Origin of the sequence: Kitasatospora sp. NPDC017646 (assembly GCF_044329365.1) — a bacterium.
Taxonomy (GTDB): domain Bacteria; phylum Actinomycetota; class Actinomycetes; order Streptomycetales; family Streptomycetaceae; genus Kitasatospora.
This window is the reverse complement of sequence record NZ_JBIRJC010000023.1, coordinates 22,000-48,363: the sequence shown is the minus strand read 5'-3', so window position 1 is coordinate 48,363 and position 26,364 is coordinate 22,000. Positions and strand designations below refer to the sequence as shown.

Here is a 26,364-nt window from a genome sequence, read left to right as displayed (position 1 = left end):
GTTTTTCCGTTTTTGTGGCCCGACCCCGGTGCCCCATGGGGCGCCCAACCCCCCCCCCCCGCGCCGCCCCGGGGGGGGTTGGTTATTGCCCGCTCAAAACCCCAAGCCGGGGGAGCCGCGCGTCCTTGCTGATGCCGATGCCGGCCTCCCGTCAGCTCTCGCCGGTTCCATGGGCGGCTGGAATGTCAGTGGCACCGGGGAAACTCGATGTTCGTTGCCATCAATCCAGGGGCCTCAGATGTCGATCCGTATTGCCAGCCGCCGCCGCGCGATGGCGTCACTGAACGCCGCCTTCCCCGACGCCGAGATCATCGACGTCACCTCCAAGGGACCGGAGCCGTGGGTGCGGTTCAGCCCGTTCTACCCGCACGGCGGTATCCCGGTTCCTTACAGCGACGGAGTGACCAGCCAGTCCGTGGAGGGGATCTGGCAAGCCCTCAAGGTCTTCCAGGACTCCGGCGTCGACCCCGCGAAGCTCGGCGTCACCACCATGAAGGGTCTGAAGCGGACGGTCCGCCGGTACGGCCCCGTTCAAGGCCACCGAACCGGTCTGGACGGCGACCGGCTGCTGCCCTACGAAACCGCTCGGCGCCGGATCTACCTGCCGGCCTACCGCTGGATCCTCGAGCACCGAGTCGCCGACCTGGCCGACCAGCTCAGGAGCAAGGACGACGTCGTACTCCTGGACTACGCCACCAACGCGGACGTCACCGACCCCACCAGTCCGCTCTCCCACGCGGCGCTCATCCAACTGCACATAGAAGGGTGCTGGCCCACCGAAACCGAACCCGAGGCTTGCGACAGCCTCAGCCGACGAACGTCATGAGTGCCCCGAGACCGACTGCTGTCGTGCGTCCGAGCGCGCAGAGCCGCACCGATTTTCCGCGGAAAATTCCCCGGCCGGGTTCGTGGATCTGGCCCGCTGCCCGGGCAGCAGAAGGTTGCGGCTCGGATCCGGACCGACGTACACGACACTCCCTTGAGGCGACGACATGGAGACGACATGGATGAGTACGGAGTCCCGATCCTCCCGAGCCGGGACCTGGACGAGACGCTGGAGTTCTACGGCCGCCTCGGCTTCGAGCCGCGCGGCCGATGGGACGGACCGGATGGCTACCTGATCGTCGTCCGCGGCACGGTGGAACTCCACTTCCGTCATGACCCCGGAGTCGACCCACTGGCCACCGCCGGCAGCTGCTATGTCCACGTCCGGGATGCGGACGCACTGCACCGCGACTGGGCCCGGACCGGCATCCCCACCGACCCGGCCATCGGGAGCCGACTGACCCCGGTGGCCGACACCGCCTACCGGATGCGCGAGTTCGCACTGGTCGACCGCAGTGGCAACCTCCTACGGATCGGCAGCCCGCAGGGTGGCTCCTAGCCGCGCCGCGCCGCGAGAGGTGCAGCTGCGGCCACGGATCTCGTGTTCACGTGCTCGACGCGATTCCTGACCTGCTCGTGGGAGTGGTCCTGGTCCTGGTTCCAGCCGCACAGTTCGCCGTCAGCGAGCCGGCCGGTGATGGGGGATCGGCAGGCCGGTTCCCTGGTAGCTGCCGTCGGCGGTGGTCGTGGGTCTGCCCACGGTTGCCTTCGCTTCGGATCCGGGCGACGCCTCGTAGTCGTTGCGGTCTCCCAGCACTGGCTGTCCGACCGCGACGAGCAGCCGTGTGCCGGCGTCGGTGACCACCTGGTGGTTGGTGGAGTACCCGTAGGTCTTGGTCCGCTCGGCGGTGCTGTGGTCGCGAGTGGGCACCAGGGTGCCGTCGACGATGAGGACGGGTGCCAGCGCGGAACTGCTGCCGTTGCGTGAGCGCCGGCGACGGCCCGCTGTGGTCGGTGATCCGGTCGGCGGGTGATTTTCGGAGATGCCGAAACAGTGGGGGAGCTGTTGCTGTGCCGGGTTGATCCGCCAGTGCGCGGCGATCAAGAGCACGCGCTCTTCAGAAGGCGGACCCCCCAGCGCGCTCACATGGCCAGCGCGACACTCGCCCGAGCCAGGCGGTCGTCCGGCAGGGCGACGGAAGTGGCGGGGTTGCGGGAGGAGTACGTGCCGTCGTTGATCCGCGTGCCGTCCTCGGCTGATGCCCGGCGCACCTGGCCGGTCAGGCCCTGGTGTTCGAGCATGGCGGTGGCGAGCGACCCGGCGTCCTGCATGCCCAGGCGTGAGTGCAAGGCTGCGGCCAGGCGATCGACGGCCTCCAATGGTGCGGCTGCATCCCCAGGGCGGGAAGCAGAAGCAGCAGGCGGGCGTGGGGGTCCGTGGTGGGACCGCCGGACAGACCGTTGTCCACTGCGGCGGCGAGGTCCGGCCAGGACAAGCCCGGACCCATGAAGTGCCCGTCGTCGCGTGCGAGCAGCTCGGCCTGGGGGCAACTGGGATGGTGCACCAGATAGTCGACCCCCGACTCTTCAGGAACGGTGCGGTAGACGACATGGAGGCGGTGCCCCGCAGTGAGCGGAATGGTGAAGGTCGGCCAGTCGGCCAGCCGCCGAAGACGCTGCCAGTAGGCCCGGTGGGTCCACCCAGACATAGCTCGCGCCGGACGGGCTCGTCTGTTCGGCCGGTCCTCGTTCCACGCGGCGGAGCTTTCTGCTCGGCTCGGAAGGTCCGGGCTGTCCCGCCTTCACAAGCCCGTCGCCTCGCCTCAGGCGAGACGGGATGACCTGAGCCCGAGAGCGAGTCGATTCGGGGCCTCTGGGAGCTCCATCTTGACCGATGGGTCGCGATGAGGCCTTTGCACTCATGTCACGCTTCGAGCTCTGAACACAAATGACGTCAGTAAACACGCAGTAGACCTGGTGGGTGTATCTGGCTGACTCCCAGGGCTGGGGGACTCGGCGTCAGGCGTCGGCGGACCGGCCCTGGTCCGAGTACCGGCTGAACGGCTGACCCCCGGCCTACGCGGGGAGAAATGTCCTTAGCCACTGAACCTTGATCGATTGCCCCTGGTGGTTGATCACCAGCCAGCTGGTGCCACCGAACCTTGATCGCCTTGGTCAGACTCTCTAATGGTGTTTGTCGGTAAGGGTGGTTGTAGGGGCGGCTGGTGAGCAGGGGGCGATGGCCGGCTTCGGGGCCCGCGGCCGTCGACGTGGTGGGGGAGGGGTGTGGAAGGTGGCGAGGGCGGCCAGGCGCTGGTCGGGGTTGTGCTAGGGAGACGCGCGGGGCGAGGGAGCGGGAGAGCCGGTCGGGGTTCGGGGGACGCACGGCGGGGGAGTGGGCCCGGGCGGGGGACGCAGGGCGGGGGAGTGGGCCCGGGCGGGGGACGCAGGGCGGGGGAGTGGGCCCGGGCGGGGGACGCAGGGCGGGGGAGTGGGCCCGGGCGGAGGACGCCGGCCTCCGGCCGTGCTTGCCGAGGTCGGTGGCGAGCCACGGCGTGAGGATGTCGTACGGGTCGGGGCGGGTCTCCAGGAAGCTACTGCGGGGGCGGGGGGCTTTCCGGAAGCCGGTTGACCCACGCTCTTACCGCCGTGGGCCGGCGGCACACCCCGGGCGGACTCAGGAAGCTCCGGTCCGGCATCCCGAGGCGTCGGTCATGGGACCGGCCGTCAGCTCGTGCCGTCCCCGGCCGCTCCGTACTCCCGGTGCACGTCCAGGTAGGGCAGTCGCACCTGCTCCCGCCAGTGCGCCACCTGCTCGTGCGCTGCCGGCCGCACTGCGGCCGCCTCCGCCGCGTCCTCGGCCCAGCCGTACGGGTACGGGCTGTCCAGAGCCACCGCCGCCGCGGCCAGGTAGCGGGCCATCGCCTCGTCGTCCGGCACGGACAGGGTCTCGACCTCGCCCCGGTCGACCGTGATGCCGATCTCCCAACTTCCCTGCTCGGTACGCTGTGCGCCCCAGCCCCGCGCCCAGTGCACCTGTTCCGCCGTGACCTCGCCGCCGGGCCTGGGGTCCAGCCCCGCGTCACGCAGCGCGGGGACCGCGGCGGCGGGGGAGCCCCAGGGGATGGGCAGTCCGGCGCTCACCGCCACACCGAGCACCGTGCGGCACGGGTAGGGCGTGCGGCAGCACGCGCAGCGCGGTTGCTCCGGCCGGCCGCCACCCTCCTCGGCCCGGGCGGGCTCGTGCAACTGCACCACGGCGCCGAGCAGGTACTGGTGCCTGCCGACCGGCTGCCCGGCCTCTTTCAGGTCCCGCAGGAAGAGCTGTAGCAGCCGGTGGAAGCGCCGGCCGCACTCGTAGCTGTCCAACGGCGGCACCGGCACCTGGACCACGCCGTCACTCTCCCGCTCGTCAAGACCCATGTCGGCGAGCCTAGGCCCTCCGGCGCTCGCTCAGCGATGTGCCGGAGACCTCGGACACCCGTACTGCCGACGACCGACGCCAGTGTGCCCGTGGGCGCGAGCCGTACGGGGCCCGCCGGGAGGTGAAGAACGCCCTGGCGGTCGGTGATGACAGGTCGGGACGGCCTTGGGGGAGGTCGCCGACGAGGCTGAACGGCCGCAGCGTCAGCGGCAGGGCGCGCAGGAAGGGTTCGACCTCCGCCGGCCGTGGCGCGTGGCGCTGGAGGAGGATGCGCCGGAAGGCGGAGCCTGGGGGAGAGTCCTCTTCCCCAGGCTCGGTGGATCCGACCCTAGCCACCCGTTCGCTTGATCCACTCGCTGTTGCCCAACGGGTAGTCGTAGCCCGGGCGGTTGACGTTGGCGCTGGTGCGGAACGGGGTGCCCTTGTTGTCGATCGCGATGGTGCCGTGGCGGTCGCCACTGGACCAGTCCAGCGTGAGGTTCCACCGGACGTCGTGCGCCTTGGTGTGCACGGTGATGTAGAAGACCTCGGGGTCGGACTCGCTGACCTTGTACGGGAAGTCGCGCTGGCCGCCCTTGAGGGTGATCGTGGGACTGCCCCGGTCGAGGTCGATGTCGAAGGACTTGGTCTCGACCCCGCCGCCGCAGCCGACGCCCATCGAGTAGTCGTTCCAGGCGAGCGGCGCGCCCTTGGCCGTGACCCGTACGTGCAGGGCCTCCAGGACGACGGTGTCCGATCCGGTGCCCTGGACGGTGAGGGCGACCTCCTGCTCGCCGGAGGAGACCGCACCGTAGGCGGCGGCCCAGCGTGGGGCGTCGCGCTCGGGGGCGGGCGGCCCGACCTGGGCGGGCGCGCTGTTGACGAGGAAGTGCTGGCTGCACGGATCGTTGTAGACGTATGGCCGGGTGGCGACGGTGAGCGGCGCGGGGGTGTCGGCGGACGGGGACGCGCTCGGGGCGGAGGGGCTGGGGGCGGACGGGCTCGCGGTCGCCGGGGCGGTGTTCGCCGATGTCGTGGTCGCGTTGGTGGAGGCGGACGGTTCCGGTACGGGCGCCGCGTCCGTCGCCCCAGCAGTCCCCGCCATCCCACCAGCCCCCGTCGCCGTCGTCGTGGCAGCCGTCGTGGCACCGCCCGTTCCGTTGCCGTCGCCCCAGAGTGCGGGGCGTGCAACGACCGCGACGGCGCCCAGCAGGGCGACGGCCGCGGCGCAGGCGATCAGCGCGCTACGGCGGCGCCGTAGCGGTGCGGGCTCCGCCACCGTCCCGACGACCGGCGTCGCGCCCTCCTCCTCCGCAGGGAGTTCCGCAGAGGGTTCCGCAGGGGGTTCGACAGCGACCACCGGATCGACCGATGGCTCCGCTCCCCGCTCCGCTCCCCGCTCCGTCCGGCGCCCCCTGGCCGCGTCCGCCAGGATCCAGCTCCGGTGGAGCTCCACGAGCTCCTCCGGCGTGGCCCGGCACACCCGCGCGAAGCGCTCCGCCGCCGCGTACTCGTGCGGCAGCGCCGTGCCGTTGCAGTAGCGGTGCAGTGTCGACGTGCTCATGTGCAGCCGTTTGGCCAGTGTCCCGTAGCTCAGCCCCGAGCGGGTCTTGAGTTCGCCCAGCAGCCGCGCGAACTCCTCCGTCTCCGCGGCTCCCGTACCCTCCGACACCCGTCCCCTCCCGATCCCCGGTGTCCCGTTCCAGCGTTCCAGGCCCGTTCCACTCCCGCTGGTCAGAGCCCGGTTCGCCGTTCCACCCTAACCATCGTGCCGTCAGGTGTGGTGGCCGGGACGGATCACTCCGCAGGCTTCGGTCATCCGATCGCCGAACCGCCGGAGCGAACCGAGCGAATGTTGAAAGGGGCACGCCCACATGTCCGTCCGCACCTCCCGCACCTCCCGCACCCGTCTGATCACCGTCGCCGCGGGCGTCGTGCTCGCCGCCTTCTCGATGACCGCGTGCAACGACGACGACCACGGGGACATCGCGACGACCACCGGCCCGACGCTCAAGGCCGCCGCGTCCGCCACGGCGCCCGTCCCGCCGGCGGTGGCCCCGTCCGCACCCGCCGCCCCGGCCACCGCCGTGCAGCCCGTCCCGAACACCCCGGCCCCGAAGGTCCCCGCCCCGAACACCCCCGCTCCGAAGGCACCCTCGGCGCCCGCCCCCGCCAAGTCGACCACCTGCGAGGGCTCCAACACCAAGACCACCGCCGCCCCGCTGAACCGGCCCGTGAACCACATGCTCCTCACGGTCACCAACACCGGCACCAGCGGCTGCTACCTCTACGGCTACCCGGCCGTGCGGTTCGGCGAGGCCCAGTCCGTGCCGCCGGTCATCGACGACTCGAAGCCGCAGGCCGTGGTCACGCTCAGGCCCGGCGAGTCCGCCTACGCCTCCGTCAACCTGTCCTCCACCGACGGCACCAACGGCTCGAACGGCTACACCGCCAGGTCCCTGGCCGTCTACTTCCAGGGGCCCTCGGGCAACGAGAGCGTCGGCACGGGCGCCAACCCGTCGCTGCCCGCCAAGGGCGTCTACGTGGACGACTCCCTCAAGGTCACCTACTGGCAGCAGTCGATGGACGACGCCGTCTCCTGGTGACACCGGCACCACACCACCGCGACAGCAACGCCTCCGCCCGGAAGCAGGCACACACCACCCTGCGCAGCACACCGCGCCGAATCGGCCGACTCCTGGCCGTCTACACCGGAGCGGCCCTCCAGGTCCTCGTCCTCGGCAGTGCGGACGGCCCGGCCCCGTCCCCGAAGCCGTCCTCACCCGGCGCCGGCGCCTGACGTCCACTCAGCTGGCCGGAAGAGCCGGTAGAACCGACAGAACCGGAAGAACCTCCATGCCCTTGCGGATAGCCATCACCGCCGAGCCGATACCTTCACACGTGTCCGCGCTCGACTACGTCATCGGCCCGGCCCTCGACCAGGGCCACCACGTCACCCTCTTCGCCCCCCTCATGCTCCGCCTCGAAGCCCGCCGCCGAGGAGTGGAATACCACCGGGCGGGAACGGACTGGACCTGCGACCCCGCCGTCCAGCGGGAGGCGAGCGGGATCTGGAAGGAGCAGGGGAACGCGCCCTTCAACCGCCACGTCTTCGGCCGGCTCTGGCCGGACCGGGCCGAAGCGAAGGCCCGCGACCTGATCACCGCGTGGACCAGGGCGCGGCCCGACCTGGTGATCGCCGAGTGCAGCGACCTCGGCGCGCACCTCGCGGCGGCAGTCCTGGACCTGCCCGTGTTCGCGGCGGACAACGGTCTCGGCCCGGTTCTCCTGGACCTCTGGGACACCGACGTCGCGCCCGCCCTCACGCCCCTCTACGAGCAGTACGGGCAGGGCGCTCCCGTACTGCCCCCGCTGCTCATCCCCGCACCGGTCCACTGGTTCTACGGGGCGCCCCCGTCCACGGCTCACGCCGTCCGACGCACCGTCGCTCCGTTCCGGACCGTCCTTCCCAGGCGGCTGGAGCGCACCCCCTCCTCCCGCCCGCTCGTCTACGTGAGCCTCGGCACCCTGACCACCAGGATGTCCGGCCTGCGCGACGTCATCGGCAGTGCCTACCGGGAGATCATGGCCGCCCTCCCCGCCGTCGGCTGCGACGCGATCGTGTCCGCGGGAGACCTCGCCGGGGATCTGGCCGGCACGGATCCCCGCATCACGGTCGTCGACCACGTCCCGCAGCCCGCCCTCCTCCACCGTGCCGACCTGTTCGTCACGCACGGCGGCCGGGCCTCCCTGCTCGACGCGGTGCAGGGCGCAACCCCCGTCCTGGGCATGGGCGTCCTCGCCGACCAGCCCCACAACACCGCCGCCTTCGCCCGCCAGGGCATCGGCCGCGCCCTCGACCTCACCGCCACCCGGGCCGAGATCGCCGACGCCGTCACGGCCCTCCTCGGCAGCCCCCGCCACACGGCCGCGATGACCGCCGCCCGCACCGAGCTGTCGAAGCTGCCACCGCTCGACCTCGCGCACCTCGGGGTCACCGGCCGGGTCCCCGCCCACCGTTGGTGAGACGTGCCGCTGACCCGGGATTCCACGGAAATCCGGCCCGCGCCCGTTGTGGCGCACAGCCCTCGCGCACAGCCCTCGCGCACAGCCCTCCGCTCGGCGCTTTCGGACGCCCTCGGCCTGTCCGTCCGGCCAACGGTGACCCAGCCATTGGGCCGAAGGCGGCCACGGGACGAGTGGTACGTGTCACCCTGTCTGTGAGGGCGGCGACGCACACGGGGGAGGCTTGGTGGCTGCCGACGGTGACACCGGGGGCACGCGGGCTCAGCCGGCCGTGTTCGTGGGCCCCCATCAGTTGCCGAGGCCCTTGGGCGAGGGCGGATGGGGGAGGTGTCCCTCGCCCGCTCGCCCGGGCTGAGACTGCTCGCCCGTGGAGCGATGAGTTTTCCGCCCGGGGCCGGTCCACCTTCCGGAACACCGACACGAGCGGGAGAGAACACATGTCCTTTCAGGCGTACCTGGACACCATCGAGACCAAGACCGGCCTGACGCCGCGCGAGTTCGTCGCGCTCGCCGAGCAGCGCGGCTTCGACGACCCGTCCACGAAGGCGGGAGTGATCCTCGCGTGGCTCAAGGACGACTACGGCCTGGGCCGGGGGCACGGCATGGCCCTCGTCCACGTCTTCAAGCACGGCGCGAAGATCGACGCCAAGCACGTCGGCACCACGGGCTCGCACCGCGACGCCTCCGACACGCTCTGGCTGGACGGCAAGGCGAACCGACCCGCATGACCTCGCACGAGCGAACCGTGCCGGGAGCGTTCCGGGAACGGACGGCGCACGGCGTTCACCCGGAGCAGCCGGAGGTTTTCTTCCACCTGCTCCCGGAGTTCCCCGACGGGGTCACCCGGGCTCTGGGCCCGCCGCAGCGGCCCACGCCACGTCAACGTGCGGTGGGGGCCGCGCCACCGAGTGGGTGAAGGGCCGTCACGAGGCGGCGGCGAACTGGTACTCCGACCGAGACGACCGACTGACCGGGAGCAAGGGCATGGGCCTCATCCACATCGAGCTGTTCGCGACCCTCGACCTCGTCGGGCAGGCGCCCGGCGGCCCCGACGAGGACCCGGAGGGGTTCCCGTTCGGCGGCTGGCAGGCGCCGCTGGTGAACGAAGTCACCGGGGCGCAGATCGCCGCCGCGTACGAGGGCACGGACGCCCTCCTGCTCGGGCGGCGGACGTACGACCTCTTCGCCTCCTACTGGCCGCACCAGAAGGAGGGCGAGATCGCCGGGCTCTTCAACAGCGTCCCGAAGTACGTGGCCTCCCGCGGCCGCGCGGACCTCTCGTGGGCCGGGTCCAGCCGGCTCGGCCCGGACCTGGCCGCAGCGGTGCGCGAGGTCCGGGAACGGCACCGGAACGTGAAGGTCGTCGGAAGCCTGAACCTGGTGCAGAGCCTCCTGCGGGAGAAGCTCTTCGACCGTCTCGACCTGTGGCTGCATCCGATCATGCTCGGCGTCGGCAAGAAGGTGTTCGACGGTGGCACGGTCCCCACGAACCTCACGCTCCTCCAGCCGCCGGCCACCAGCCCCACCGGCACCGTGCACCTGCGCTACGGACTCGCCGAGGGCACGCCCCGCACCGGGGACATGTCCGCACCCGACCGCGGCCTCGGCGACGACGCCTGAAGTCGGCCGCTCAGGCGCCGCCGTCGCTGTCGACGGCCGCCGGTACGGTCGGCCACCGGCGAGCAGACGGGCGTCACGTCGGCATCCCGTCGCGGCAGGTGGGGAGCTCCGGAAACGCCGGTTGGCGGGATCTTGGCGACTCCAGGCGTTGACGCCACTCGTCGGGCGGGTCCGGGGATCAGAGGATGGAGCCGTCGCCGACCGGGGAAGCCCGGTGCGGCTTGCGGGAACCCGCTCTGACCAGCGAGAACAAGAGGAATTCATGTCTGCGACCACGTCCGCCGAGAACACCGGCGCCGTCCTGAGCGTGCCCGCGGCCGCCCCGGCCGAGGCCGCCGCCCACTACGCGGCCCGTCTCGCCTTCGAGGCTGACGTCTCCGACGTCCAGGCCGATCTGGCATCCGGCGCACCCGGCATCGTGGTGGTCGACACCCGCAGCGAGGCCGCCTGGGACCAGGGCCGCATCCCCGGCGCGCTCCACATCCCCACCGCGCGGATCGCCGAGCTGGCGCCGCAGCTGATCGACCCGGCCCTGACCGTGGTCACTTACTGCTGGGGCCCCGGCTGCAACGGCGCGACCCGTGCGGCGCTGGCCTTCGCCCGCCTCGGCTACCGGGTCAAGGAGATGCTCGGCGGCTTCGAGTACTGGGCCCGCGAGGGCTTCGCCTACGAAACCGCCACCGGCACCGACCAGCGCCCCGTCGACGACCTCACCGCCCCGCGTTCGGGCATCGCCTGCGCATGCTGAACCCCGCTGAACGGCCGGGCGGCGTGATCCGCCCGGCCACCGCGCGGCCGACCTGCCGGCCGTGGCCCGTCTGTGCGCGGCCCACGTCGCCTTCGAACGTGGCGACCCCGTGCCGGCCGACCTGGCCAGCCGCCTGGAGCCCGTGCTGTTCCCGGCCCACCCGCGAGCCTGGTGCATCGTCGCCGACCCTGGCGGCGAACCGATCGGCTACGCCACCTACGCCCGGGAGTTCTCCACCTGGCAGGCAGCGGAGCACGTCCACCTGGACTGCCTGTTCGTCACCGAACCCCACCGAGGGGAAGCGTGGGGCCGGAACGGCGCACCGCTCGAACAGCTGCACGGCCTCCTCCGAGCCGACCGCGTTGGCGACGACGTGCCGGAACCGGCCGCGCGACAGCGGCTCGGTGCCCGGGCAGCGGGCCGGGCCCGCCGGCACCGGCGACCACGGCCGGTGCTGCCCGTCGTCCGACGGCGCGCCGCCGATCGGCAGGGGCGCGAGGGCCACGGCGGCGCGCCCCAGGCCGGTGCCAGGAGGTGCTGGGCGATGAGGCCGCCGGCCGAATGCCCGATGAGGACCGGCGGGATGTCGAAGGAACGCACGATCCGCTCGTAGTGGGCGGTGAGTGCGGCGAGCCCGAGGTCGCGCAGCGGGCCGGGATCGCGCCGGGCCCGGTCGACCGTGGCGGCCTCGCCGGGCCCAGGCCGGGACGCACACCGCGTAGCCGTACGAGGTGAGCCGTTCGGCCCAGCGCTCCCAGCAGGACCCGTGCAACCACGCACCGTGGATGAGGACGACGGGGGTTTTGCTTCACGGCCAGGCCTTCCGATTGCACGCGACCATCCGCCGGCATCGCGGCGCTCCTCCGAGGATCACCGGTGGTGGGCACCGGGGGAACAGTCGGATGACTGAACGTCACGGTTCGGCAGGCCTCGGGTGTCCTCGCTGTCTCGGCGTCATCTGACTGATGCGTTCGAACAGTGGGCGAGTCCGCGGTGCCGACCATCACCCTGGACCCCGCCCTCGACCCGTTCCTGGCCTCGACCGACGGCGCCGGGTACCGGAAGTTCTTCAGCGGCGCGTACGAACACCGCGTGCTCACCGGCACCGGCCACGACGCGCCGCAGGAGGCGCCGACCGCGTTCGCCCAAGCCGTCGTGGACGCCGACCGGCTCTGACCGCCGGATCCACCCACCGTTCGAATCCCTTGGAGATACACCGTGTCCAGCACTGAGAACAGCCGCCCGCGTCGCTTCGTCACCGGTGCCGCGGCCGGGGCCGCCGCGGTCGCTTTCGCCGTCGCCGGCACCGCGAACGCCGCCACCGAGGCCCCGGCCGCCGACCGGGCCCCGAAGCCGACCGTCGTCCTGGAGCGCGGCGCGTTCGCCGACGGCTCCAGCTGGGACGGCGTCATCGCCAGGCTGCGCCACGACGGTTACCCGGTGGTGGCCGCCGCCGACCCGCTGCGCGGCCCGGCCTCCGACGCCGCCGGACTGCGCAGCCTCGTCCACCACACCAAGGGACCGGTCGTCCTGGTCGGCCACTCCTACGGCGGCTCGGTCATCAGCGAGGCCGCCGTCGATGAGCCGCAGGTCAAGGCCCTCGTCTACGTCGCCGCGTTCCTGCCCGCGCCGGGCGAGTCCGCGCTCCAGCTGACCGGACAGTTCCCCGGCTCCACCCTGTCCGGCACGCTGGACGCGGTGCCGGTCACCAACGCCGACGGCAGTACCGGCACCGACCTGTACATCCAGCAGGACAAGTTCCGGGCCCAGTTCGCCGCCGACGTCCCGGCCGAGCGGGCCGCGCTGGCGGCTGCGAGCCAGCGGCCGATCGCGCAGGCCGCGCTGACGGAGAAGGCCACCGCCGCCGCCTGGCGGACCGTACCCACCTGGGACGTCATCACGACCGAGGACCTCAACATCCCGGCCGCCGCCCAGCGGTTCATGGCCGAGCGCGCCCACGCCCACACCACCGAGGTGGCCGCCTCCCACTCCGTCGCGGTGTCCCACCCCGACGTGGTGGCGGGCGTCATCGAGAAGGCCGCCCGCGCGACCCGCTGACCCACCGCCACCCGCGGCCCCGACCGCCGGGAGGACGGCGCCCCCCCTCCGTCCTCCCGGCTCATCAGTCCTGGGAGCACCCGGCGAAGGATCACCGGGTCTGCCGGTTCGAGGCCGGAGGTCGGGCGACGGGTCGGTCCTGGACCGTCTGCGCGACCACCGTCCCGCGGTCGGCCTCGGCGGCTGCCGCCAGTTCGCCGAGTGTGGTCCGGAGCCATTCCAGTTCCGCGCGGGAGGTGGCCCGGGCGATCAGCAGTACGCCCTTGCGGAAGGGGTCGTCGACGTCGGTCGCCGTGAGCGGGGTGTCGCCGTCGTAGAAGTAGCTGCTGGGTTCGCTGAGGAAGGCGAGGCGCCGGTGCAGCACGGTCGCCTGGGCGGCCGGGTCGGCCAGGTGGCGCAGGAAGGCGAGGAGCACGAACCAGCGGTTCTCGTCGGTGATGTACGGCTCGGCGGGTTCCCGCAGGTTCCGCTGGAGTTCGGCCCGGCCGGCCTCCGTGAGGCTGAGCACGTGCCGGGGGGCGGCCACCGCCCCGGGCTGCGCCTCGCGGGTCAGCAGCCCGGCCGTCTCCAGCCGCTTGATGGCCGGGTACAGCGTGCCGTGGCTGACCGTCCTGACGTGCCCCGACAACCGGGCGATCCGGACCCGGAGTTCGTAGCCGTGCAGCGGCTCCTCGTACAGGGACCCGAGGATGGCGAGGTCCAGCATGCTCGACCTGGTCGGAGTGTAGGCCGGAGCCGCCACATGCCGGTCCGACGCATGCCTGCCCCACGCGGGGTCCGGCCGGGCGCGACCGCCCGGCCGGACCGGCACCGGGGGGCGAAAACGTCCCCCCGCAGCTCGGCAGCGGCAGGTGTGAGAGCGCCGCGTTGCTCCGAACGGGTGGCGGCCGGGTTCGGTGCCGGGGTCTGGTGGGCAGAGCCTTCGGCATGACGACTCCCACCAGGCGCCACCGCCGCAGCCGCCGTCCGGACGCCTTCACCGCCGCTGTTCCGGCCCGTGCCGCGCGGCCGTCGGCTCCGGCCCGTCCGGGCGGCAGCGGGTGCTGCCGGACCTGGTCCAGCGAGCACATCGCCCGCGGCGGTACGGTCGTTCGCACCACCTGGCACGAGCCCGCCTGCGAGACCAGGGGCCGGGGGGGGGGGCCCCCCCCCCCCCCGCGGGGGGGCCCCCCCCCCGGCCCCTCGCCGTGCGCCGGACGGTGCGTCACGGTCACGCCCACCGTCACCATCGCCGTCACTGTGACCCGCGCCGGGCTGTCGGCGCGGGCCGGTCACACTGAGCGGTCCGCCCTCCGGGCGAGTTCCGCGATCTGGTCGACGGGCCGTCCGGTGTGCAGGGCGAGGGTCTGCGCGATGAGGTCGGTGAGGTCGGGCCAGGGCATGTTCCCGTGCGCGTTGTACAGCGCGACCAGGCCGTGCAGGGAGGTCCAGAGCAGCAGGCCCGCCTGCCACTCCTGCTCGGGGCCGCGACGGTCCCGGTGTTCCTGCGGGTCCTGCCGGGCGCCGGCCAGCGCGGCGACGACGGACCCGAGCAGTTCTTCCCCCGCCCCGTGCGCGTTCGTGGGCACCAGCTCGGCGGGCATCCCGCCGCCGAAGAGCGTGCGGTACTCCCCGGGGTGATCGACCCCCCAGTGCACGTAGGCGGCGCACCGGCCGACCAGGTCGGCCAGAGGTCCGTCGGCGCCGTCCGCCGCCGCCCGCATGACCGCCGCGAGTTCGTCGTAGCGCAGCCGCAGCACGTGCTGGACGAGTGCGCCGAGGTCCGGGAAGTGCCCGTAGATGCTCGCGGGGGCGACGCCGACTTCGCGGGCGACCTGCCGGAGGGTGAGCGTCTCGGGCCGTTCGAGCGTGGCCAGTAGCCGAGCGGCGGCGTTCACCAGCTCGGCCTTGAGCACCTGCCCCTGTCCCCGGGGGTTCCGTCGGCGGGGGACGGCCTCTTCGCTGCTCACAGGCGTACTCCCGGTTCGGCCGGCCAGTTCGGCAACAGCCCTTCACTGTACCGCCGACCGCGCGTCCGCCTCCAACGCGCTCTCCTTCCGGCACTCCCCGCCTTGACAGCAGTTACCAACACCTGTTCACTCAAGTCGCCAACAGGTGTTCAGTTATCGGGAGGAAGCATGCGCATCGCCGTACTCGGGGCGACCGGCAGGGTCGGCCGCCTCATCGTCGAGCAGTCCCTTCAGCGCGGGCACGAGGTCGTCGCGCTGGTCCGCCGACCGGAGGCCCGCACGGTGCCCGGGCAGGCGGCCGTCGAGCTCCGCCGGGCCGACGTCACCGCCCCCGCCGCGTTCCCGGACCTGGCGGACGTCGACGTGGTCGTTTCCGCGCTCGGCATCGGCAAGGGCGACGGCCCGGGGACGCTCCTGGCCGGCGCGAAGGTCCTCGCCGAGGTCCCGGTGCGCACGCTCTGGCTCGGCGCGCTCGGCTCCGGCCCCTCGGTCGGCGCCGGCGGCGGGATCTACCAGTGGATCATGAAGGCCTTCGTCGGCGAGGAGCTGGCGGAGAAGGCCGCGGCGGACACGATCGCTCTCGACGGCGGCGCGACCGTCTTCCACGCCCCCGACCTGTGGACCGGCGGCGTCAGCACCGCCCGCCGCAACGTCGCGCTGGAGGACTACGCGAAGCCCCTCCTGCCCCCGCACGCCTCCCGTGCCACCGTCGCGGCGCTGATGCTCGACGAGGCCGAGCGGCCGACCCCCGGAGCGCAGATCCTCGTCCCGGTGGGACGCGTCTGATGCGCGGCTACATCGCCGTCGAGGAAGCCGTCGCGATCCCGGGCCTCGCCGACCGGCGGTCGCCCCTCCCGATGCCGGACAACGTCGAACCGGCCTTCCTCGCGGACATGGTGGCCCGGCTCCCCGACGTCACGCGGTTGCGGCTGCCCGACATGGACGCCCACGGCGTCGCCGTGCAGGTGCTCTCCCTCACCGTCCCGGGCATCGAGGCGGAAGCCGATCCGGCCCGCGCGGTGGAGAACGCCCGGTACGTCAACGACAGCCTCGCCGCGATCGTCGACGCGCACCCCGGCAGGTTCGCCGCCTTCGCGGCGCTCCCCCTCCAGGACCCGGCCGCCGCCGTCACGGAACTGCACCGAACCGTCGAACGCCTCGGCTTCAAGGGAGCGCTCGTCAACGACCACGTCCAGGGCCGGTACCTCGACGACCCCGCGTTCGATCGCGTCTGGGCCACGCTGAGCGAACTCGGCGTACCGCTGTACCTGCACCCCGGCATGTCGCCCGCGGACCGCTGGCGCGTCCTCGACGCCCATCCCGAGCTGGACGGCGCGCTGTGGAGCTGGCAGGCCGCCACCGGCGGCCACGCCATGCGCGTGGTCATGTCCGGGGTGTTCGACCGGCACCCGGACGCGACGATGATCCTCGGGCACGCCGGTGAGTTCCTCCCCTTCCAGCTCTCCCGCTTCGACTCGCGCTACGCGACCGTCACCGTCCCGCGACCGCTGCGGCGCAAGCCGTCCGAGTACTTCGGGACGAACGTGCTCGCCACGACCAGCGGCGTTCTGTCCCCGACGGTGATCGAGGCGCTCGTGCACGTGCTCGGGGCGGACGGCGTGCTGTTCGCCATCGACTACCCCTACGAGAAGACCGGTGCGGTCGTCACCGCCCTCGAACGGACCTCTCTCCCGGACGCCGACAAGCAGAAGATCGCCTACGGCAACGCCCGCAGGCTGCTGCGCCTGTGATCGCGCTCCGGACCACCGCCCGGCCGAAAAGGGACCAAGCCCGTCCATGCGAACAAGCACATCAATCATGACGCATCTTGAACAAAGTAGGATGACTCAACTCCCGCGCTACGCGCGAAGAGTTCCATATATATGTCATTTGCCCGAATTATCTCCCGCTTCACACGCACGGAGCCACCCTGATGGACAACACGTCCACCGCCGTCACCGACGGCGCGATAGAGACCCGCGGTATCGAGCCCGTCCCCGACCACGAGCGCCGGGGCAGAGTCCGCGAGCTCTTCCCGACCTGGGTCGCGGCGAACATCAGCGTCCTGCTGCTCACCATGGGTGCCGCCCTGGTGGTGTTCAACCAGCTGAACTTCTGGCAGGTCCTGATCGTCGCGGCGTGCGCCGCGCTCGTCTCGTTCGGCATGGTCGGCGTGCTGTCGGTATCCGGCAAGTGGGGCGGGGCGCCGGGCGCGACCCTCTCCCGGGCCACCTTCGGGGTGCGTGGCAACCTCTTCCCCGGCGCGATCCTCTGGATCGCCCGCTTCGGCTGGGAGACGATCAACGCCGTCACCGGCGCCTACGCCGTGCTGACCGTGCTCGACCTGCTCTTCGGCGTCAAGAGCAACACCGCGCTGATCGTGATCACGCTCTTCGCCTTCGTCGCCTGCACCTTCCTGGTCTCCGGCATGGGCCGCAAGGCGCTGAACGTCTGCAACACCTGGTCGACGTACCTCTTCGGCGTCTTCAGCGTCCTGGTGCTGGGCTACCTGATCGCGACCATTCACTGGAGCGAGGTCTTCTCCAAGCCCGCCGGCACCACCGCGATGATGATCGCCGGCATCGGGACCATCGCCGCCGGCGGCATCAGCTGGGTCCCCACCGGCCCGGACTTCGCCCGCTACCTGCCGCACGCCGCCTCCGGCCGCAGGATCGTCGGCGTGACGGTCTCCGGCGCCGGCCTGGTCATGGTGCCGATGGTGCTGATGGGCGCCGTCATGGCGGTGGCCTCGCCGGGCCTCGCCCAGGCCGCCGACCCGGTCTCCTTCCTCGGCGACCTGCTGCCGACCTGGCTGGCCGTGCCCTACCTGCTGACCGCGATCGTGGGCATGCTGCTGATCAACAGCCTCTCCATGTACTCGGCCGGCTTCACCGCGCAGACCATGGGCGTCAAGCTCCCGCGCGCCATGGCCGTCAGCATCAACGCCGTGATCTCGCTGGTCGGCGGCCTGATGCTGATGCTGGTCGCCAAGAGCTTCCTGGGCTCCTTCATCACCTTCCTGATCCTGCTCGCGGTCTCCTTCTCGGCCTGGATCGGCGTCTACGCGGTGGACATGTTCCGCCGCCGGACCCGGGCGGTGCGCTACGACGCCGCCGCGCTGATGGACACCGGCAAGGGCAGCCGGTACTGGTACGCGGGCGGCTTCTGCTGGCAGGCGATGGTCTCCTGGGTGCTGGCGCTGCTGATGGGGCTCGCCTTCACCAAGTGCGACTGGTTCGCCGGCCCGTTCTCCGACACCCCCGTCGGCAAGTACGGGCTCGCCTGGGCGGCAACCATCGTGATCTCCGCCGTGATCATGGCCGTCCTCCCCACGCCCCGGGAGAACACCACCGGAGCCGCCGACGCGGCCGCCCCCGCCGAGCAGGCCGCCGGCGTCGACGCGGAGCGGACCGAACGGGTCACCGTCTGACCACGTGACCCCACGCCCGTGACCGGAAGCGCCCGGTCGCCTGCCCACCGGGCAGACGACCGGGCGCTTTTGCGTCCAGGGGACGTACCTGAACCCCCGTCCGCACCGAGTACGGGCTTTGAGTACCGGTACTCAGGCCGGCAGGCCGTCAGGGCTGGCGTAATGGCGGGTGTGAGCACAGCGAAGAACACTCCGGAGACCCTGGACGCCCCGGACCCGACGTGGTGGCGTTACCCGACGGCAGCCGCCCTCCTGGTCCCGCTCTGCTGGGCGGCCCTGGAGGTCATCACCGTCGGCCGCTCGCTGGTCGGTTACTGCGCACTGCACAGCGGATGCGGCCACGGAGGACAGGACACCCGTCGGCACGTCGCCCTCGGATTCGCCTGCGCCCAGCTGGCGCTCGCCGCGCTCTCCTGGCCGATGCCCCTCACTCGGCGCTGGACGATCGCCCGCTTCGTCCTCTCCGCCTTCTCCGCCCTGTGCGGGGTCGGCGCCGGCCTGGTGGCCCTGGTCGCCTGAACCACGGCCCGTCCGTTCAGCGCGGGCGCCGCTGGACGACGTCGGCGATCACCGTGGTCACCAGTTTGTTGACGGCTTCCGTGGGGGGCGGGCCCGGATCGCGGTCCGCGAACAGGAGGTGGCCGCCGCCGACCAGGGAGAGCGTGAGGGAGTCGATGTCGGCGTCCGCCGCGATCCGGCCGGCGGCGCGCTCTTCGGCCAGGTAGGCGGAGACCGCCGCCGCGACCTGGGCGAGGAGCGCGATGCCGCCTCCGGGCGTGGCCCGCCTCAGCCGTGCGCGCAGCTCGTCCCGGAAGGTGATCAGCGGAATGATCGCCACCGGAACGGGCCCGAACAGGGCGGTCAGCGCAGCGGTGAGGTTCTCGGCCACGGTGCGGGTGCCGACGGCCTGGCGCAGCGCGTGAGCCTGCGCGTCGAGCTGCGCGGCCCGGTCGAGCACCAGCGCGGCGAGGAAGGCGTCGAAGTCGCTGAAGTGCCGGTGCAGGACGCCCTTGGCGCAGCCCGCCTCGTCGGTGACGGCCCGGCTGGTCAGCCCGTTCGGGCCGTCCCGCAGCAGTACGCGTTCGGCGGCGTCGAACAGCTGTTGGCGCGCGTCGCGAAGGTGCACTCCGGTTGGCACTGGCGGATCCTCTCCTGGGCCTGTCGTGGATCTGTCGTGGGGCCTGCCGCAGCTGCGCCCGTTGGCAAGTGGGCGCTTGCCCATTAAAGTGAACGCATGCCCACTTTACCGCGAGAGCAGCCCGAGCCGTCGCAGCCGTACCAGGCATCCCAGCCGTCCCCATCACATCAGGCCCGGCAGACGGCCGAGTCCTTCGGCGCGGACGCGCAGCGCTACGACCAGGCCCGACCCCGCTATCCCGACGCCCTCGTGGCCCGCGTCGTCGCCGACAGCCCGGGGTTCGAGGTGCTCGACGTCGGCTGTGGCACCGGCATCGCGGCCCGCCAGTTCCAGGCCGCCGGCTGCACCGTGCTCGGCATCGACCCGGACGCCCGTATGGCCGACACCGCCCGAGCCCGCGGTCTGCCAGTCGAGGTGGCGACCTTCGAAGCCTGGGAACCGGACGGCCGGACGTTCGACACCCTGATCGCCGCCCAGTCGTGGCACTGGGTGGACCCGGCCGCCGGTGCCGCGAAGGCGGCCCGGGTCCTGCGACCGAACGGGCGCCTGGCGATCTTCGGCCACGTGTTCGAACCGCCCGCCGAGGTGGCCGAACCGTTCGCCGCGGCCTTCCGGCGGGTGGCGCCCGACTCCCCGTTCAGCGGCCAGCCGGCTCGACGCCCGTTGGAGGCCTACCAGGCCGGGTACGCGAAGATCGCCGACGACATCCGCGAGACCGGCCGGTTCGACGCCCCGGAACAGTGGCAGTACGACTGGCAGCGCTCCTACACGCGCGACCAGTGGCTGGACCTGCTCCCCACCACCGGGGCCCTCACCCGCCTCCGCCCCGACCAGCTGGCCGAGGTCCTGGCCGCGGTCGGTCACGCCATCGACGCCCTGGGCGGCCGTTTCACCATGCACTACACCACCCTTGCTACCGCCGCCGCCCGTTCCTGCCGGCGGTGAGGACGCCGGATCCTGAGCCGGTTTCGGCGCGGGGGCGACGTCGCCGAGGGTGAGGCCCGGAGCGGATGGGCGGTCGGCTCCGGTCGTCCGCCCGGCCGATGACGTGGACCGGAGACCGGCGACCGGCGGGAGGTGGGAGGCGCGCTCCGGCCGTTGCCGGAGCTCGTGCTCGGTCACGGTGGCACCTCCGTCACCAGGGTGACCACGGAAGCGCTGCTTCGGGCCGCGGGGGCTACCAGGGAACGGTCCGGCCGAAGCGGTCGAGGTAGGCCAGGCCGGGCGTGCCCAGGCGCGAGAGCAGGACGTCCACCAGCAGGGGGACGGTCTCCTCGATGGTGAACGGTGCGTCAGGGCCGCCCAGGGCGGTGCGTATCCAGCCCGGCGCGAGGAGGAGGAAGGCGCGCTGGGTCTCGCTCTGCCGGGCGGCGAAGCTGCGCAGGAGCATGTTGAGGGCGGCTTTGCTGGCTCGGTAGACCTCGCGGCCGCCGGCCGTGTTGTTGGTGATGCTGCCCTGTCCGGAGGACATCGCCCCGATGAGTCCCGCCGGGGACACCAGGTCTTCGAGGGCTTCGATGACGCGCAGGGGGCTGAGCGCGTTGGTGACCAGCACCTCGGTGAAGTCGGCCGTCGTGACCGCCCCGATCGGCGTCTGCCCGCTGTTGGTGGTGCCCGCATTGACGAAGAGCACGTCGAGCCGACGGTGCGCCAGCCGTTCGTGCAGCGGGGGCAGTTGCCCGGGGGAGTTGATGTCGAGGTGCTCGATGCTCACCCGCCCGTCGGCCCGGTCCGCGAGGTCGTGCAGCGGCGTTCGGGCAGTGGTGTCGCGAACCGTGCCGACGACGTTCCAGTCCCTGTCGAGCAACTCCGCCGCCATCGCGTGGCCGAGGCCGCGCGAGGCCCCGACGATGAGAGCGGTCGGGGGGTGTGGCTCGCTGCCAGTCGATGACATCCGGCGTCATCTCCGTTCTTCGAGTGCTGTGTGTTCTGCTTCGGGCGTCGCCGGGCCCCGGACCGGCACGGGCCGGTGCCCGCTGCCGTGGTCGCCCGGGCCGCGTGCCGCAAGTGTTCCGTCCGCGCCGCGCCGCGGGCGAGCCGGGGGCGCCGGTTTGTAGGATTGCCGTCATGGCGAGGGCGATCATGACGGAATCCGCTGCGGTACAACCTGACGATGTGCGAATCATCCGGGCGCTGCAGATCGCTCCGCGGGCGTCGTTCGCCGCGATCGCGACCGCCCTCGGCCTGACCGAGGGGGCTGTGAACCGCCGGTACCGCCGTCTGCGCGCCGACGGGATCATCCGGGTGGCCGGCGTGGTCAACCCGGGGGCGCTGGGGCAGAGCAGGTGGCTGGTGCGACTGCGCTGCCGTCCCGGCAGCGGCTCGGCGATCGCCGACGCGCTCGCCCGGCGTGAGGACGTCAACTGGGTCGCCCTGAGCGCGGCGGGCTGCGAGATCACCTGCGCGACGCAGTCCCGGACGCGGGAACAGCGCGAGGACCTCCTGGGACAGCGGCTTCCCCGTACCGCCGCGGTGATCGACATCAACGCATTCGCGATGCTCCGTCAGTTCCTCGGTGGCCGCGGGCACTACTGGTCCGCCCTGGAGGGCACCCTCTCCCAGGAGGAGGAAGCGGCGCTGGGGAGCAGCGGGCCCCCTTTCACCGAGTCCCCGGTCGTCGCCCGCGAGCCGGTGCGCCTCACCCCCGAGGACGAGAGGCTCCTCGATGCGCTCGCTGCGGACGGCCGCGCCGGTCTCGTCGATCTCGCCTCGGCCGCCGGTCTCACTCCGGGACGTGCCTCGCGACGCCTCGACGCCCTGCTCCGGCAGCGCGTCGTCCACGTCGACGTCGAGATCGCCCCGGTGGCCCTGGGCTATCACGCCCGTGCGAACCTGTGGCTGCGCGTGCACCCGTCGGCGGTGAAGAGCGCGGGCCGCGCACTCGCGCGGGAACCCGAGATCGCCTTCGCCGCGGCCCTCTCCGGGCCCTGGAACCTCCACGCCGTCGCCCACTGCCGGGACCTCGACGAACTGTTCGAGTTCACGTCGGACCGCATCGGCTCCCTCGCCGGACTGGAGAGCATGGAGGTCTCACCGGTGCTGCGGCACGTCAAGCAGGCCGGCACCCGGCTGTCCGGCGATCGCCTCGTCGATCCGTCCAGCGCTCGCGCGCCGATCAGGCGCTGAGGCGCTGAGGCGTGCGGTCCCGGTGACGCCGGTCGCGGGAACACGCCGGGCGCCCGGGGCCGGATCCGCGGGAACCGTTTGCCCACACAGGGCCGGGGTTACCCGAGAAGGGCAGTCCCGACAACGAGGAGCCCACCGCATGCAAGAGCCCGGTCCGCTGAAGAAGATCGCCGACAAGGTCGTGGACGTCGTCCAGAACGCCGCCTCCGGGGAGCGTCCGGAGGTCCCCGGTGCGCCGGGCGCGGCTTCGCCGAGCGTCGCGGAGCCCGTCGAGCCGAACGGCCCGCTGCCACCCAAGCCCGACCAGGCCGCGCCCCGGCCGGTCACCGCGACCGGCCGTGACACGGGCGCCGGGGTGACGGTCAGGTCCCAGGACGGCCGGTTCCTGACCACCGCGCAGGGCGCCCGGCTGCCCGACGGCGACCACTCCCTCAAGGCCGGCCCGCGCGGCCCGGTGCTGCTGCAGGACCACCACCTGCGCGAGAAGATCACCCACTTCGACCACGAGCGCATCCCCGAGCGCGTCGTCCACGCCCGGGGCGCGGCCGCGCACGGCGTCTTCCGCGGGTACGGGACGGCCGGAGCCGTCTGCAAGGCCGCGTTCCTCGCCGAGGACGTCGAGACGCCGGTGTTCGTGCGCTTCTCCACGGTGCTCGGCTCGCGCGGCTCGGCGGACACCGTCCGCGACACTCGCGGCTTCGCGACCAAGTTCTACACCTCCGAGGGCGTGTTCGACCTGGTCGGGAACAACATCCCGGTGTTCTTCATCCAGGACGCGATCAAGTTCCCCGACGTCGTCCACGCGGCCAAGCCCCACCCGGACCGGGAGATCCCGCAGGCCCAGTCCGCGCACGACACCTTCTGGGACTTCGTCACCCTCCACACCGAAGCCACCCACCACACCCTGTGGAACATGTCCGACCGGGGCATCCCGCGTTCCTTCCGCACCATGGAGGGCTTCGGCATCCACACCTTCCGGCTGGTCAACGCCGACGGGGCGAGCACCCTCGTCAAGTGGCACTGGAAGCCGAAGCTCGGCGTGCACTCCCTGGTCTGGGAGGAGGCCCAGCTGGTCGCCGGGGCGGACCCGGACTTCCACCGCCGGGACCTCGCGGACGCGATCGAGGCAGGGGCCTTCCCCCAGTGGGAGCTCGGCATCCAGACCTTCCCCGACACCCCCGAGCAGACCTTCGAGGGCATCGACCTCCTCGACCCGACCAAGATCGTGCCGGAGGAACTCGCACCGGTGCGCCCCGTCGGGCTGCTCACCCTCAACGCCAACCCCACCAACTTCTTCGCCGAGACCGAGCAGGTCGCCTTCCACCCCGGGCACCTGGTGCCGGGGATCGACATCACCGACGACCCGCTCCTGTCGGGGCGCCTGTTCTCCTACCTCGACACCCAGATCACCCGCCTGGGCGGCCCGAACTTCGCCCAGATCCCGATCAACCGCACCCACGCCCCCGTCAACGACATGCTGCGCGACGGGTTCCACCAGGACGCCGTCCACTCCGGTGTCGCGCCCTACAAGCCGAACTCGTTCGACGGCGGCTGCCCGTTCTTCGCCGGTGCCGGGGAGCACGCCTTCATCGAGTACCCGACGCCGGTGACCGCCGCCGCCAAGGTGCGCGAGGCCCCGGCCTCGTTCGCGGACCACTTCAGCCAGCCGCGCCTGTTCTGGGCGAGCATGAGCCCGGTGGAGCGCGAGCACATCATCGCCGCGTACACCTTCGAACTCGGCAAGTGCTACGAGCAGGCCGTCAAGGAGCGCGGCCTCCAGGTGCTGGCCCGGATCGACGCCGACCTGTGCGCCCAGGTGGCGGCCGGCCTCGGCCTGCCTGCGCCCGAGCCCGCCGAACCGGTCGAGCGGGTGCAGCCGAGTCCCGCCCTCTCCCAGCTCGGCCGGACCTGGCCGGTGGACGGGCGGATCGTGGGCCTGGTCGCGGGAACCGACCACGGGTCGCTGGCCACCGTGCGCCGGGCCGTGCTCTCGGCCGGGATGGTCCCCCTGGTGATCGCCGGCGCCGGGGGCGAACTCCGGACGGGCGGCGACGCCGAGCCCCTCGCCGTCCAGCGGACGTTCGACACCGCCCGCTCGGTGGAGTTCGACGCGCTCGTCCTGGTCGGCGCCCCGGGCCCGGCGCGGGGGGCGAACCCCGCCCGCGACGCCAAGGCGGGCGCCCCGCAGCCGGACGCCTCCGGCATCGATCCCCGCCTGGTGCTCATGCTCACCGAGGCCTACCGCCACGCCAAGCCGCTCGTCGCGGTGGCGGGCGGCCAGAGCGCGCTGCAGGCGGCGGGCATCCCCACCAACGCCCCCGGCGTCCTCGCGGGCCTCGGGCCGGACGAGGCGATGGGACCGCTCACCGAGCTGCTCGCCGGCCACCGTGTCTGGCACCGCTTCCCGCCGTCCTCCGACGTCGAGGGCTGACAGCACGGCGGCTGTCGGGGACCGGTTTCCCCGGTCGCCGCCGGTCCGGGCCGGTCGGGTCCGGTCGCCGCCCGGCCGGGTGGCGGGGTGGCGCCTGTCGGCTCAGCACCGCAGGCGAACGGCCGGCCGGGCGGTGACGCTGGCGGGGGCCGGCCGTACATCCCACGGGCGCACCGGCCGCGCAGCAGAGACCGGGAGGACACCATGACCCGACGCGTACGCCACGAGGCACTCGTCCTGGCCGCCGTTCCCGGCAGCCCCCGCCGCGGCGCCGCCGGGCGGTCCGGTTCCACCCCTTCCTGTCCCCCTCCGGCGTCCTGACCGCCGCGGCAAGGACACCGGACCATGGCCCTCCGTCATCCGTCCGAGCGCAGCCGCGAAGGGCGGGGCCGGTTCGAACGGTTCGCGGAAGGTGCCTCGAACCTCACCAGTTCCCCGCTCTTCTACGTCCTCTGCGTGCTCCTGGTGCTCGCCTTCGCGGCCGTCCACGCGGCAGGGCTGGGCCTGGAGTGGCAGATCCTGGTCGGGGACGTCATGACCGCGCTCAACCTGCTGCTCCTGACCTTGCTGAAGAACGCCGAACGCCGCGCGGAGCACGCCGTCCAGCGCAAGCTCGACGCGATCGCCACCGCTCTGCTGCGGCAGATCGACAAACGGGACCCGGGCGATGCCCGCAAGGCGCTCGAAGAGGCCATCGGCATGGAGGAGGAAGTCTGACGCGCCGGCCGGTTCAGCTCGCCAGCCGCCGCAGCCAGTCGCGCAGCAGAGCCGTCTCCGTCTCTCGCAGGGGTACCCCGGGACCCCCGGCCGGGGGTTCGGTGGTGAGTGCGGTTTCCAGTGCGGCGTCGAGGGCGAGGGCGCGCGAGGCCAGGTCCGGTCCGGACGGGGCGGGTGCGTCGGTGGTGACCGAGGCGATGACGGTGTCCCGCAGCCGTGCCGAGGTGGTCAGGTCCCGCTCCGGGGACGCTTCGCCGATCAGCGCCAGCGTGGCGCCGGTCGTCGCCGCGTGGATGACGCGGGTCGCCTGTTCCACCGGAATCCGCAGGCGCCCGGCCGCCGCCGCCCGGCCCAGCAGTCCCACCAGCAGGGCGTGCGCCTCGTCCGCGGCCGGGGGCCGCCGCCCGGGCTGCGCCGTGCCGTACATGAGCACGTAGAACGCGGGGTGCCGCAGTCCGAAGTCGACGTGCAGGTCCCAGCCGCGGTGGAGGTCGGCCACCGGGTCGTCGGCGGTCAGCGCCAGCGCCTCCTGCTTCTCGGCCAGGTACATCTCGAACCCGTAGGCGGCCAGCTCGGCCAGGAGTCCGTCCTTGTCGTCGAACATCCGGTAGAGCGTGGGCGCGGTGATGCCCGCGGCCGCGGCGACGGCGCGCGTGGAGACCGCCTCGCTGCCGCCCTCCTCCAGAAGCTCGGCGGCCACCTGCAGTACCTGGCGTCGTGCTGCGCGTCGTCCCTCATCCATGGAACAACGCTATCGCATCTTGCGTATCGGCGCTCTATCGATGCTACGGTCTATGTCGTAACGCCGATCCGGCGGGTGCCGTTCCAGTGGACGACCCGTCGTTCGTCGTCGCACCACCGAGCACGCCGCCCTCGCGGCAGGGAGAGGAACA

27 protein-coding genes and 1 pseudogene are annotated in these 26,364 nt (G+C 72.4%); 19 read left to right on the top strand and 9 right to left on the bottom strand.

Going from position 1 to position 26,364, the window contains the following annotated elements:
- The first annotated feature begins 238 nt into the window (after positions 1 to 238).
- Entirely contained in the window at positions 239 to 826 is a 588-nt protein-coding gene (locus tag ACH4J0_RS29220; protein WP_396243620.1) for a DUF6939 family protein, read from the top strand.
- A 177-nt stretch (positions 827 to 1,003) separates the two neighbouring features.
- Positions 1,004 to 1,384: a bleomycin resistance protein gene (locus ACH4J0_RS29215; protein WP_396243619.1), complete on the top strand. Its 381-nt coding sequence runs from the start codon at positions 1,004 to 1,006 to the stop codon at positions 1,382 to 1,384.
- 120 nt (positions 1,385 to 1,504) lie between these two features.
- On the opposite strand, the gene ACH4J0_RS29210 is transcribed toward ACH4J0_RS29215, so the two are convergent.
- The 4 genes from ACH4J0_RS29210 to ACH4J0_RS29195 form a co-directional block, all read right to left on the bottom strand.
- Positions 1,505 to 1,972 carry a transposase gene (locus tag ACH4J0_RS29210; RefSeq protein WP_396243618.1) on the bottom strand — a complete coding sequence of 156 codons (468 nt, stop codon included), beginning with the start codon at positions 1,970 to 1,972 and terminating at the stop codon, positions 1,505 to 1,507.
- Entirely contained in the window at positions 1,969 to 2,175 is a 207-nt protein-coding gene (locus ACH4J0_RS29205) for a hypothetical protein (RefSeq protein WP_396243617.1), read from the bottom strand. Before ACH4J0_RS29205 ends, ACH4J0_RS29210 begins: the two co-directional genes overlap by 4 nt.
- Positions 2,176 to 3,552: 1,377 nt before the next feature.
- Complete coding sequence (locus ACH4J0_RS29200; RefSeq protein WP_396243616.1) at positions 3,553 to 4,248, bottom strand: hypothetical protein; 696 nt, start codon at positions 4,246 to 4,248, stop codon at positions 3,553 to 3,555.
- Between the two features lie 329 nt (positions 4,249 to 4,577).
- Positions 4,578 to 5,900, bottom strand: a complete 1,323-nt coding sequence (locus ACH4J0_RS29195) for a helix-turn-helix domain-containing protein (protein ID WP_396243615.1) — start codon at positions 5,898 to 5,900, stop codon at positions 4,578 to 4,580.
- Positions 5,901 to 6,102: 202 nt separating this feature from the next.
- Between ACH4J0_RS29195 and ACH4J0_RS29190 the strand changes: the two genes are divergently transcribed.
- The 9 genes and pseudogenes from ACH4J0_RS29190 to ACH4J0_RS29150 all read left to right on the top strand — a co-directional run bounded on the left by ACH4J0_RS29190 (position 6,103) and on the right by ACH4J0_RS29150 (position 12,680).
- Positions 6,103 to 6,834, top strand: coding sequence for a DUF4232 domain-containing protein (locus tag ACH4J0_RS29190; protein ID WP_396243614.1), 732 nt, complete (start codon positions 6,103 to 6,105; stop codon positions 6,832 to 6,834).
- Positions 6,831 to 7,028 carry a hypothetical protein gene (locus tag ACH4J0_RS29185; protein ID WP_396243613.1) on the top strand — a complete coding sequence of 66 codons (198 nt, stop codon included), beginning with the start codon at positions 6,831 to 6,833 and terminating at the stop codon, positions 7,026 to 7,028. The genes ACH4J0_RS29190 and ACH4J0_RS29185 overlap by 4 nt, the downstream gene beginning before the upstream one ends.
- A gap of 56 nt (positions 7,029 to 7,084) precedes the next feature.
- On the top strand, positions 7,085 to 8,254 hold the full coding sequence (locus ACH4J0_RS29180; RefSeq protein ID WP_396243612.1) for a glycosyltransferase: 1,170 nt from the start codon (positions 7,085 to 7,087) through the stop codon (positions 8,252 to 8,254).
- A gap of 437 nt (positions 8,255 to 8,691) precedes the next feature.
- Positions 8,692 to 8,982: a DUF4287 domain-containing protein gene (locus tag ACH4J0_RS29175; RefSeq protein ID WP_396243611.1), complete on the top strand. Its 291-nt coding sequence runs from the start codon at positions 8,692 to 8,694 to the stop codon at positions 8,980 to 8,982.
- Positions 8,983 to 9,238: 256 nt separating this feature from the next.
- Positions 9,239 to 9,874, top strand: coding sequence for a dihydrofolate reductase family protein (locus ACH4J0_RS29170; RefSeq protein WP_396243610.1), 636 nt, complete (start codon positions 9,239 to 9,241; stop codon positions 9,872 to 9,874).
- 262 nt (positions 9,875 to 10,136) lie between these two features.
- The gene (locus tag ACH4J0_RS29165; RefSeq protein WP_396243609.1) at positions 10,137 to 10,622 is read left to right on the top strand and encodes a rhodanese-like domain-containing protein; all 486 of its coding nucleotides are present in this window, start codon (positions 10,137 to 10,139) and stop codon (positions 10,620 to 10,622) included.
- 61 nt (positions 10,623 to 10,683) lie between these two features.
- On the top strand, positions 10,684 to 11,235 hold the full coding sequence (locus ACH4J0_RS29160; RefSeq protein ID WP_396243608.1) for a GNAT family N-acetyltransferase: 552 nt from the start codon (positions 10,684 to 10,686) through the stop codon (positions 11,233 to 11,235).
- 380 nt (positions 11,236 to 11,615) lie between these two features.
- Positions 11,616 to 11,798 (top strand): annotated as a pseudogene (locus ACH4J0_RS29155) (alpha/beta hydrolase); the annotation flags it as partial.
- A 42-nt stretch (positions 11,799 to 11,840) separates the two neighbouring features.
- Complete coding sequence (locus ACH4J0_RS29150) at positions 11,841 to 12,680, top strand: alpha/beta fold hydrolase (RefSeq protein ID WP_396243607.1); 840 nt, start codon at positions 11,841 to 11,843, stop codon at positions 12,678 to 12,680.
- A gap of 91 nt (positions 12,681 to 12,771) precedes the next feature.
- On the opposite strand, the gene ACH4J0_RS29145 is transcribed toward ACH4J0_RS29150, so the two are convergent.
- Positions 12,772 to 13,386, bottom strand: coding sequence for a PadR family transcriptional regulator (locus tag ACH4J0_RS29145; protein ID WP_396243606.1), 615 nt, complete (start codon positions 13,384 to 13,386; stop codon positions 12,772 to 12,774).
- 565 nt (positions 13,387 to 13,951) lie between these two features.
- A complete protein-coding gene (locus ACH4J0_RS29140) occupies positions 13,952 to 14,629 on the bottom strand; it encodes a TetR/AcrR family transcriptional regulator (protein WP_396243605.1) in 678 nt (225 codons plus the stop codon).
- Between the two features lie 168 nt (positions 14,630 to 14,797).
- On the opposite strand from ACH4J0_RS29140, the gene ACH4J0_RS29135 reads away from it, so the two are divergent.
- The 4 genes from ACH4J0_RS29135 (at position 14,798) to ACH4J0_RS29120 (ending at position 18,578) form a co-directional block, all read left to right on the top strand.
- On the top strand, positions 14,798 to 15,415 hold the full coding sequence (locus ACH4J0_RS29135; RefSeq protein ID WP_396243604.1) for an NAD(P)-dependent oxidoreductase: 618 nt from the start codon (positions 14,798 to 14,800) through the stop codon (positions 15,413 to 15,415).
- The gene (locus ACH4J0_RS29130; protein ID WP_396243603.1) at positions 15,415 to 16,380 is read left to right on the top strand and encodes an amidohydrolase family protein; all 966 of its coding nucleotides are present in this window, start codon (positions 15,415 to 15,417) and stop codon (positions 16,378 to 16,380) included. The genes ACH4J0_RS29135 and ACH4J0_RS29130 overlap by 1 nt, the downstream gene beginning before the upstream one ends.
- Positions 16,381 to 16,562: 182 nt before the next feature.
- Complete coding sequence (locus tag ACH4J0_RS29125) at positions 16,563 to 18,059, top strand: purine-cytosine permease family protein (protein ID WP_396243602.1); 1,497 nt, start codon at positions 16,563 to 16,565, stop codon at positions 18,057 to 18,059.
- Positions 18,060 to 18,230: 171 nt separating this feature from the next.
- Positions 18,231 to 18,578 (top strand): hypothetical protein, encoded by a 348-nt coding sequence (locus ACH4J0_RS29120; protein WP_396243601.1) that lies wholly within the window; start codon positions 18,231 to 18,233, stop codon positions 18,576 to 18,578.
- Between the two features lie 16 nt (positions 18,579 to 18,594).
- Here the strand turns inward: ACH4J0_RS29120 and ACH4J0_RS29115 are convergent, their stop codons facing one another.
- A complete protein-coding gene (locus ACH4J0_RS29115) occupies positions 18,595 to 19,197 on the bottom strand; it encodes a TetR/AcrR family transcriptional regulator (protein WP_396243600.1) in 603 nt (200 codons plus the stop codon).
- A gap of 96 nt (positions 19,198 to 19,293) precedes the next feature.
- Between ACH4J0_RS29115 and ACH4J0_RS29110 the strand changes: the two genes are divergently transcribed.
- Positions 19,294 to 20,142, top strand: a complete 849-nt coding sequence (locus ACH4J0_RS29110) for a class I SAM-dependent methyltransferase (RefSeq protein WP_396243599.1) — start codon at positions 19,294 to 19,296, stop codon at positions 20,140 to 20,142.
- Positions 20,143 to 20,374: 232 nt separating this feature from the next.
- On the opposite strand, the gene ACH4J0_RS29105 is transcribed toward ACH4J0_RS29110, so the two are convergent.
- A complete protein-coding gene (locus tag ACH4J0_RS29105) occupies positions 20,375 to 21,091 on the bottom strand; it encodes an SDR family NAD(P)-dependent oxidoreductase (protein ID WP_396243598.1) in 717 nt (238 codons plus the stop codon).
- 221 nt (positions 21,092 to 21,312) lie between these two features.
- On the opposite strand from ACH4J0_RS29105, the gene ACH4J0_RS29100 reads away from it, so the two are divergent.
- From ACH4J0_RS29100 to ACH4J0_RS29090, 3 genes are all read left to right on the top strand, one after another.
- The gene (locus ACH4J0_RS29100; protein WP_396243597.1) at positions 21,313 to 22,323 is read left to right on the top strand and encodes an Lrp/AsnC family transcriptional regulator; all 1,011 of its coding nucleotides are present in this window, start codon (positions 21,313 to 21,315) and stop codon (positions 22,321 to 22,323) included.
- 139 nt (positions 22,324 to 22,462) lie between these two features.
- Entirely contained in the window at positions 22,463 to 24,754 is a 2,292-nt protein-coding gene (locus ACH4J0_RS29095; protein ID WP_396243596.1) for a catalase, read from the top strand.
- A 345-nt stretch (positions 24,755 to 25,099) separates the two neighbouring features.
- A complete protein-coding gene (locus tag ACH4J0_RS29090; RefSeq protein ID WP_396243595.1) occupies positions 25,100 to 25,471 on the top strand; it encodes a low affinity iron permease family protein in 372 nt (123 codons plus the stop codon).
- Positions 25,472 to 25,484: 13 nt separating this feature from the next.
- Here the strand turns inward: ACH4J0_RS29090 and ACH4J0_RS29085 are convergent, their stop codons facing one another.
- Positions 25,485 to 26,213 carry a TetR/AcrR family transcriptional regulator gene (locus ACH4J0_RS29085; protein WP_396243594.1) on the bottom strand — a complete coding sequence of 243 codons (729 nt, stop codon included), beginning with the start codon at positions 26,211 to 26,213 and terminating at the stop codon, positions 25,485 to 25,487.
- Positions 26,214 to 26,364: the final 151 nt, after the last annotated feature.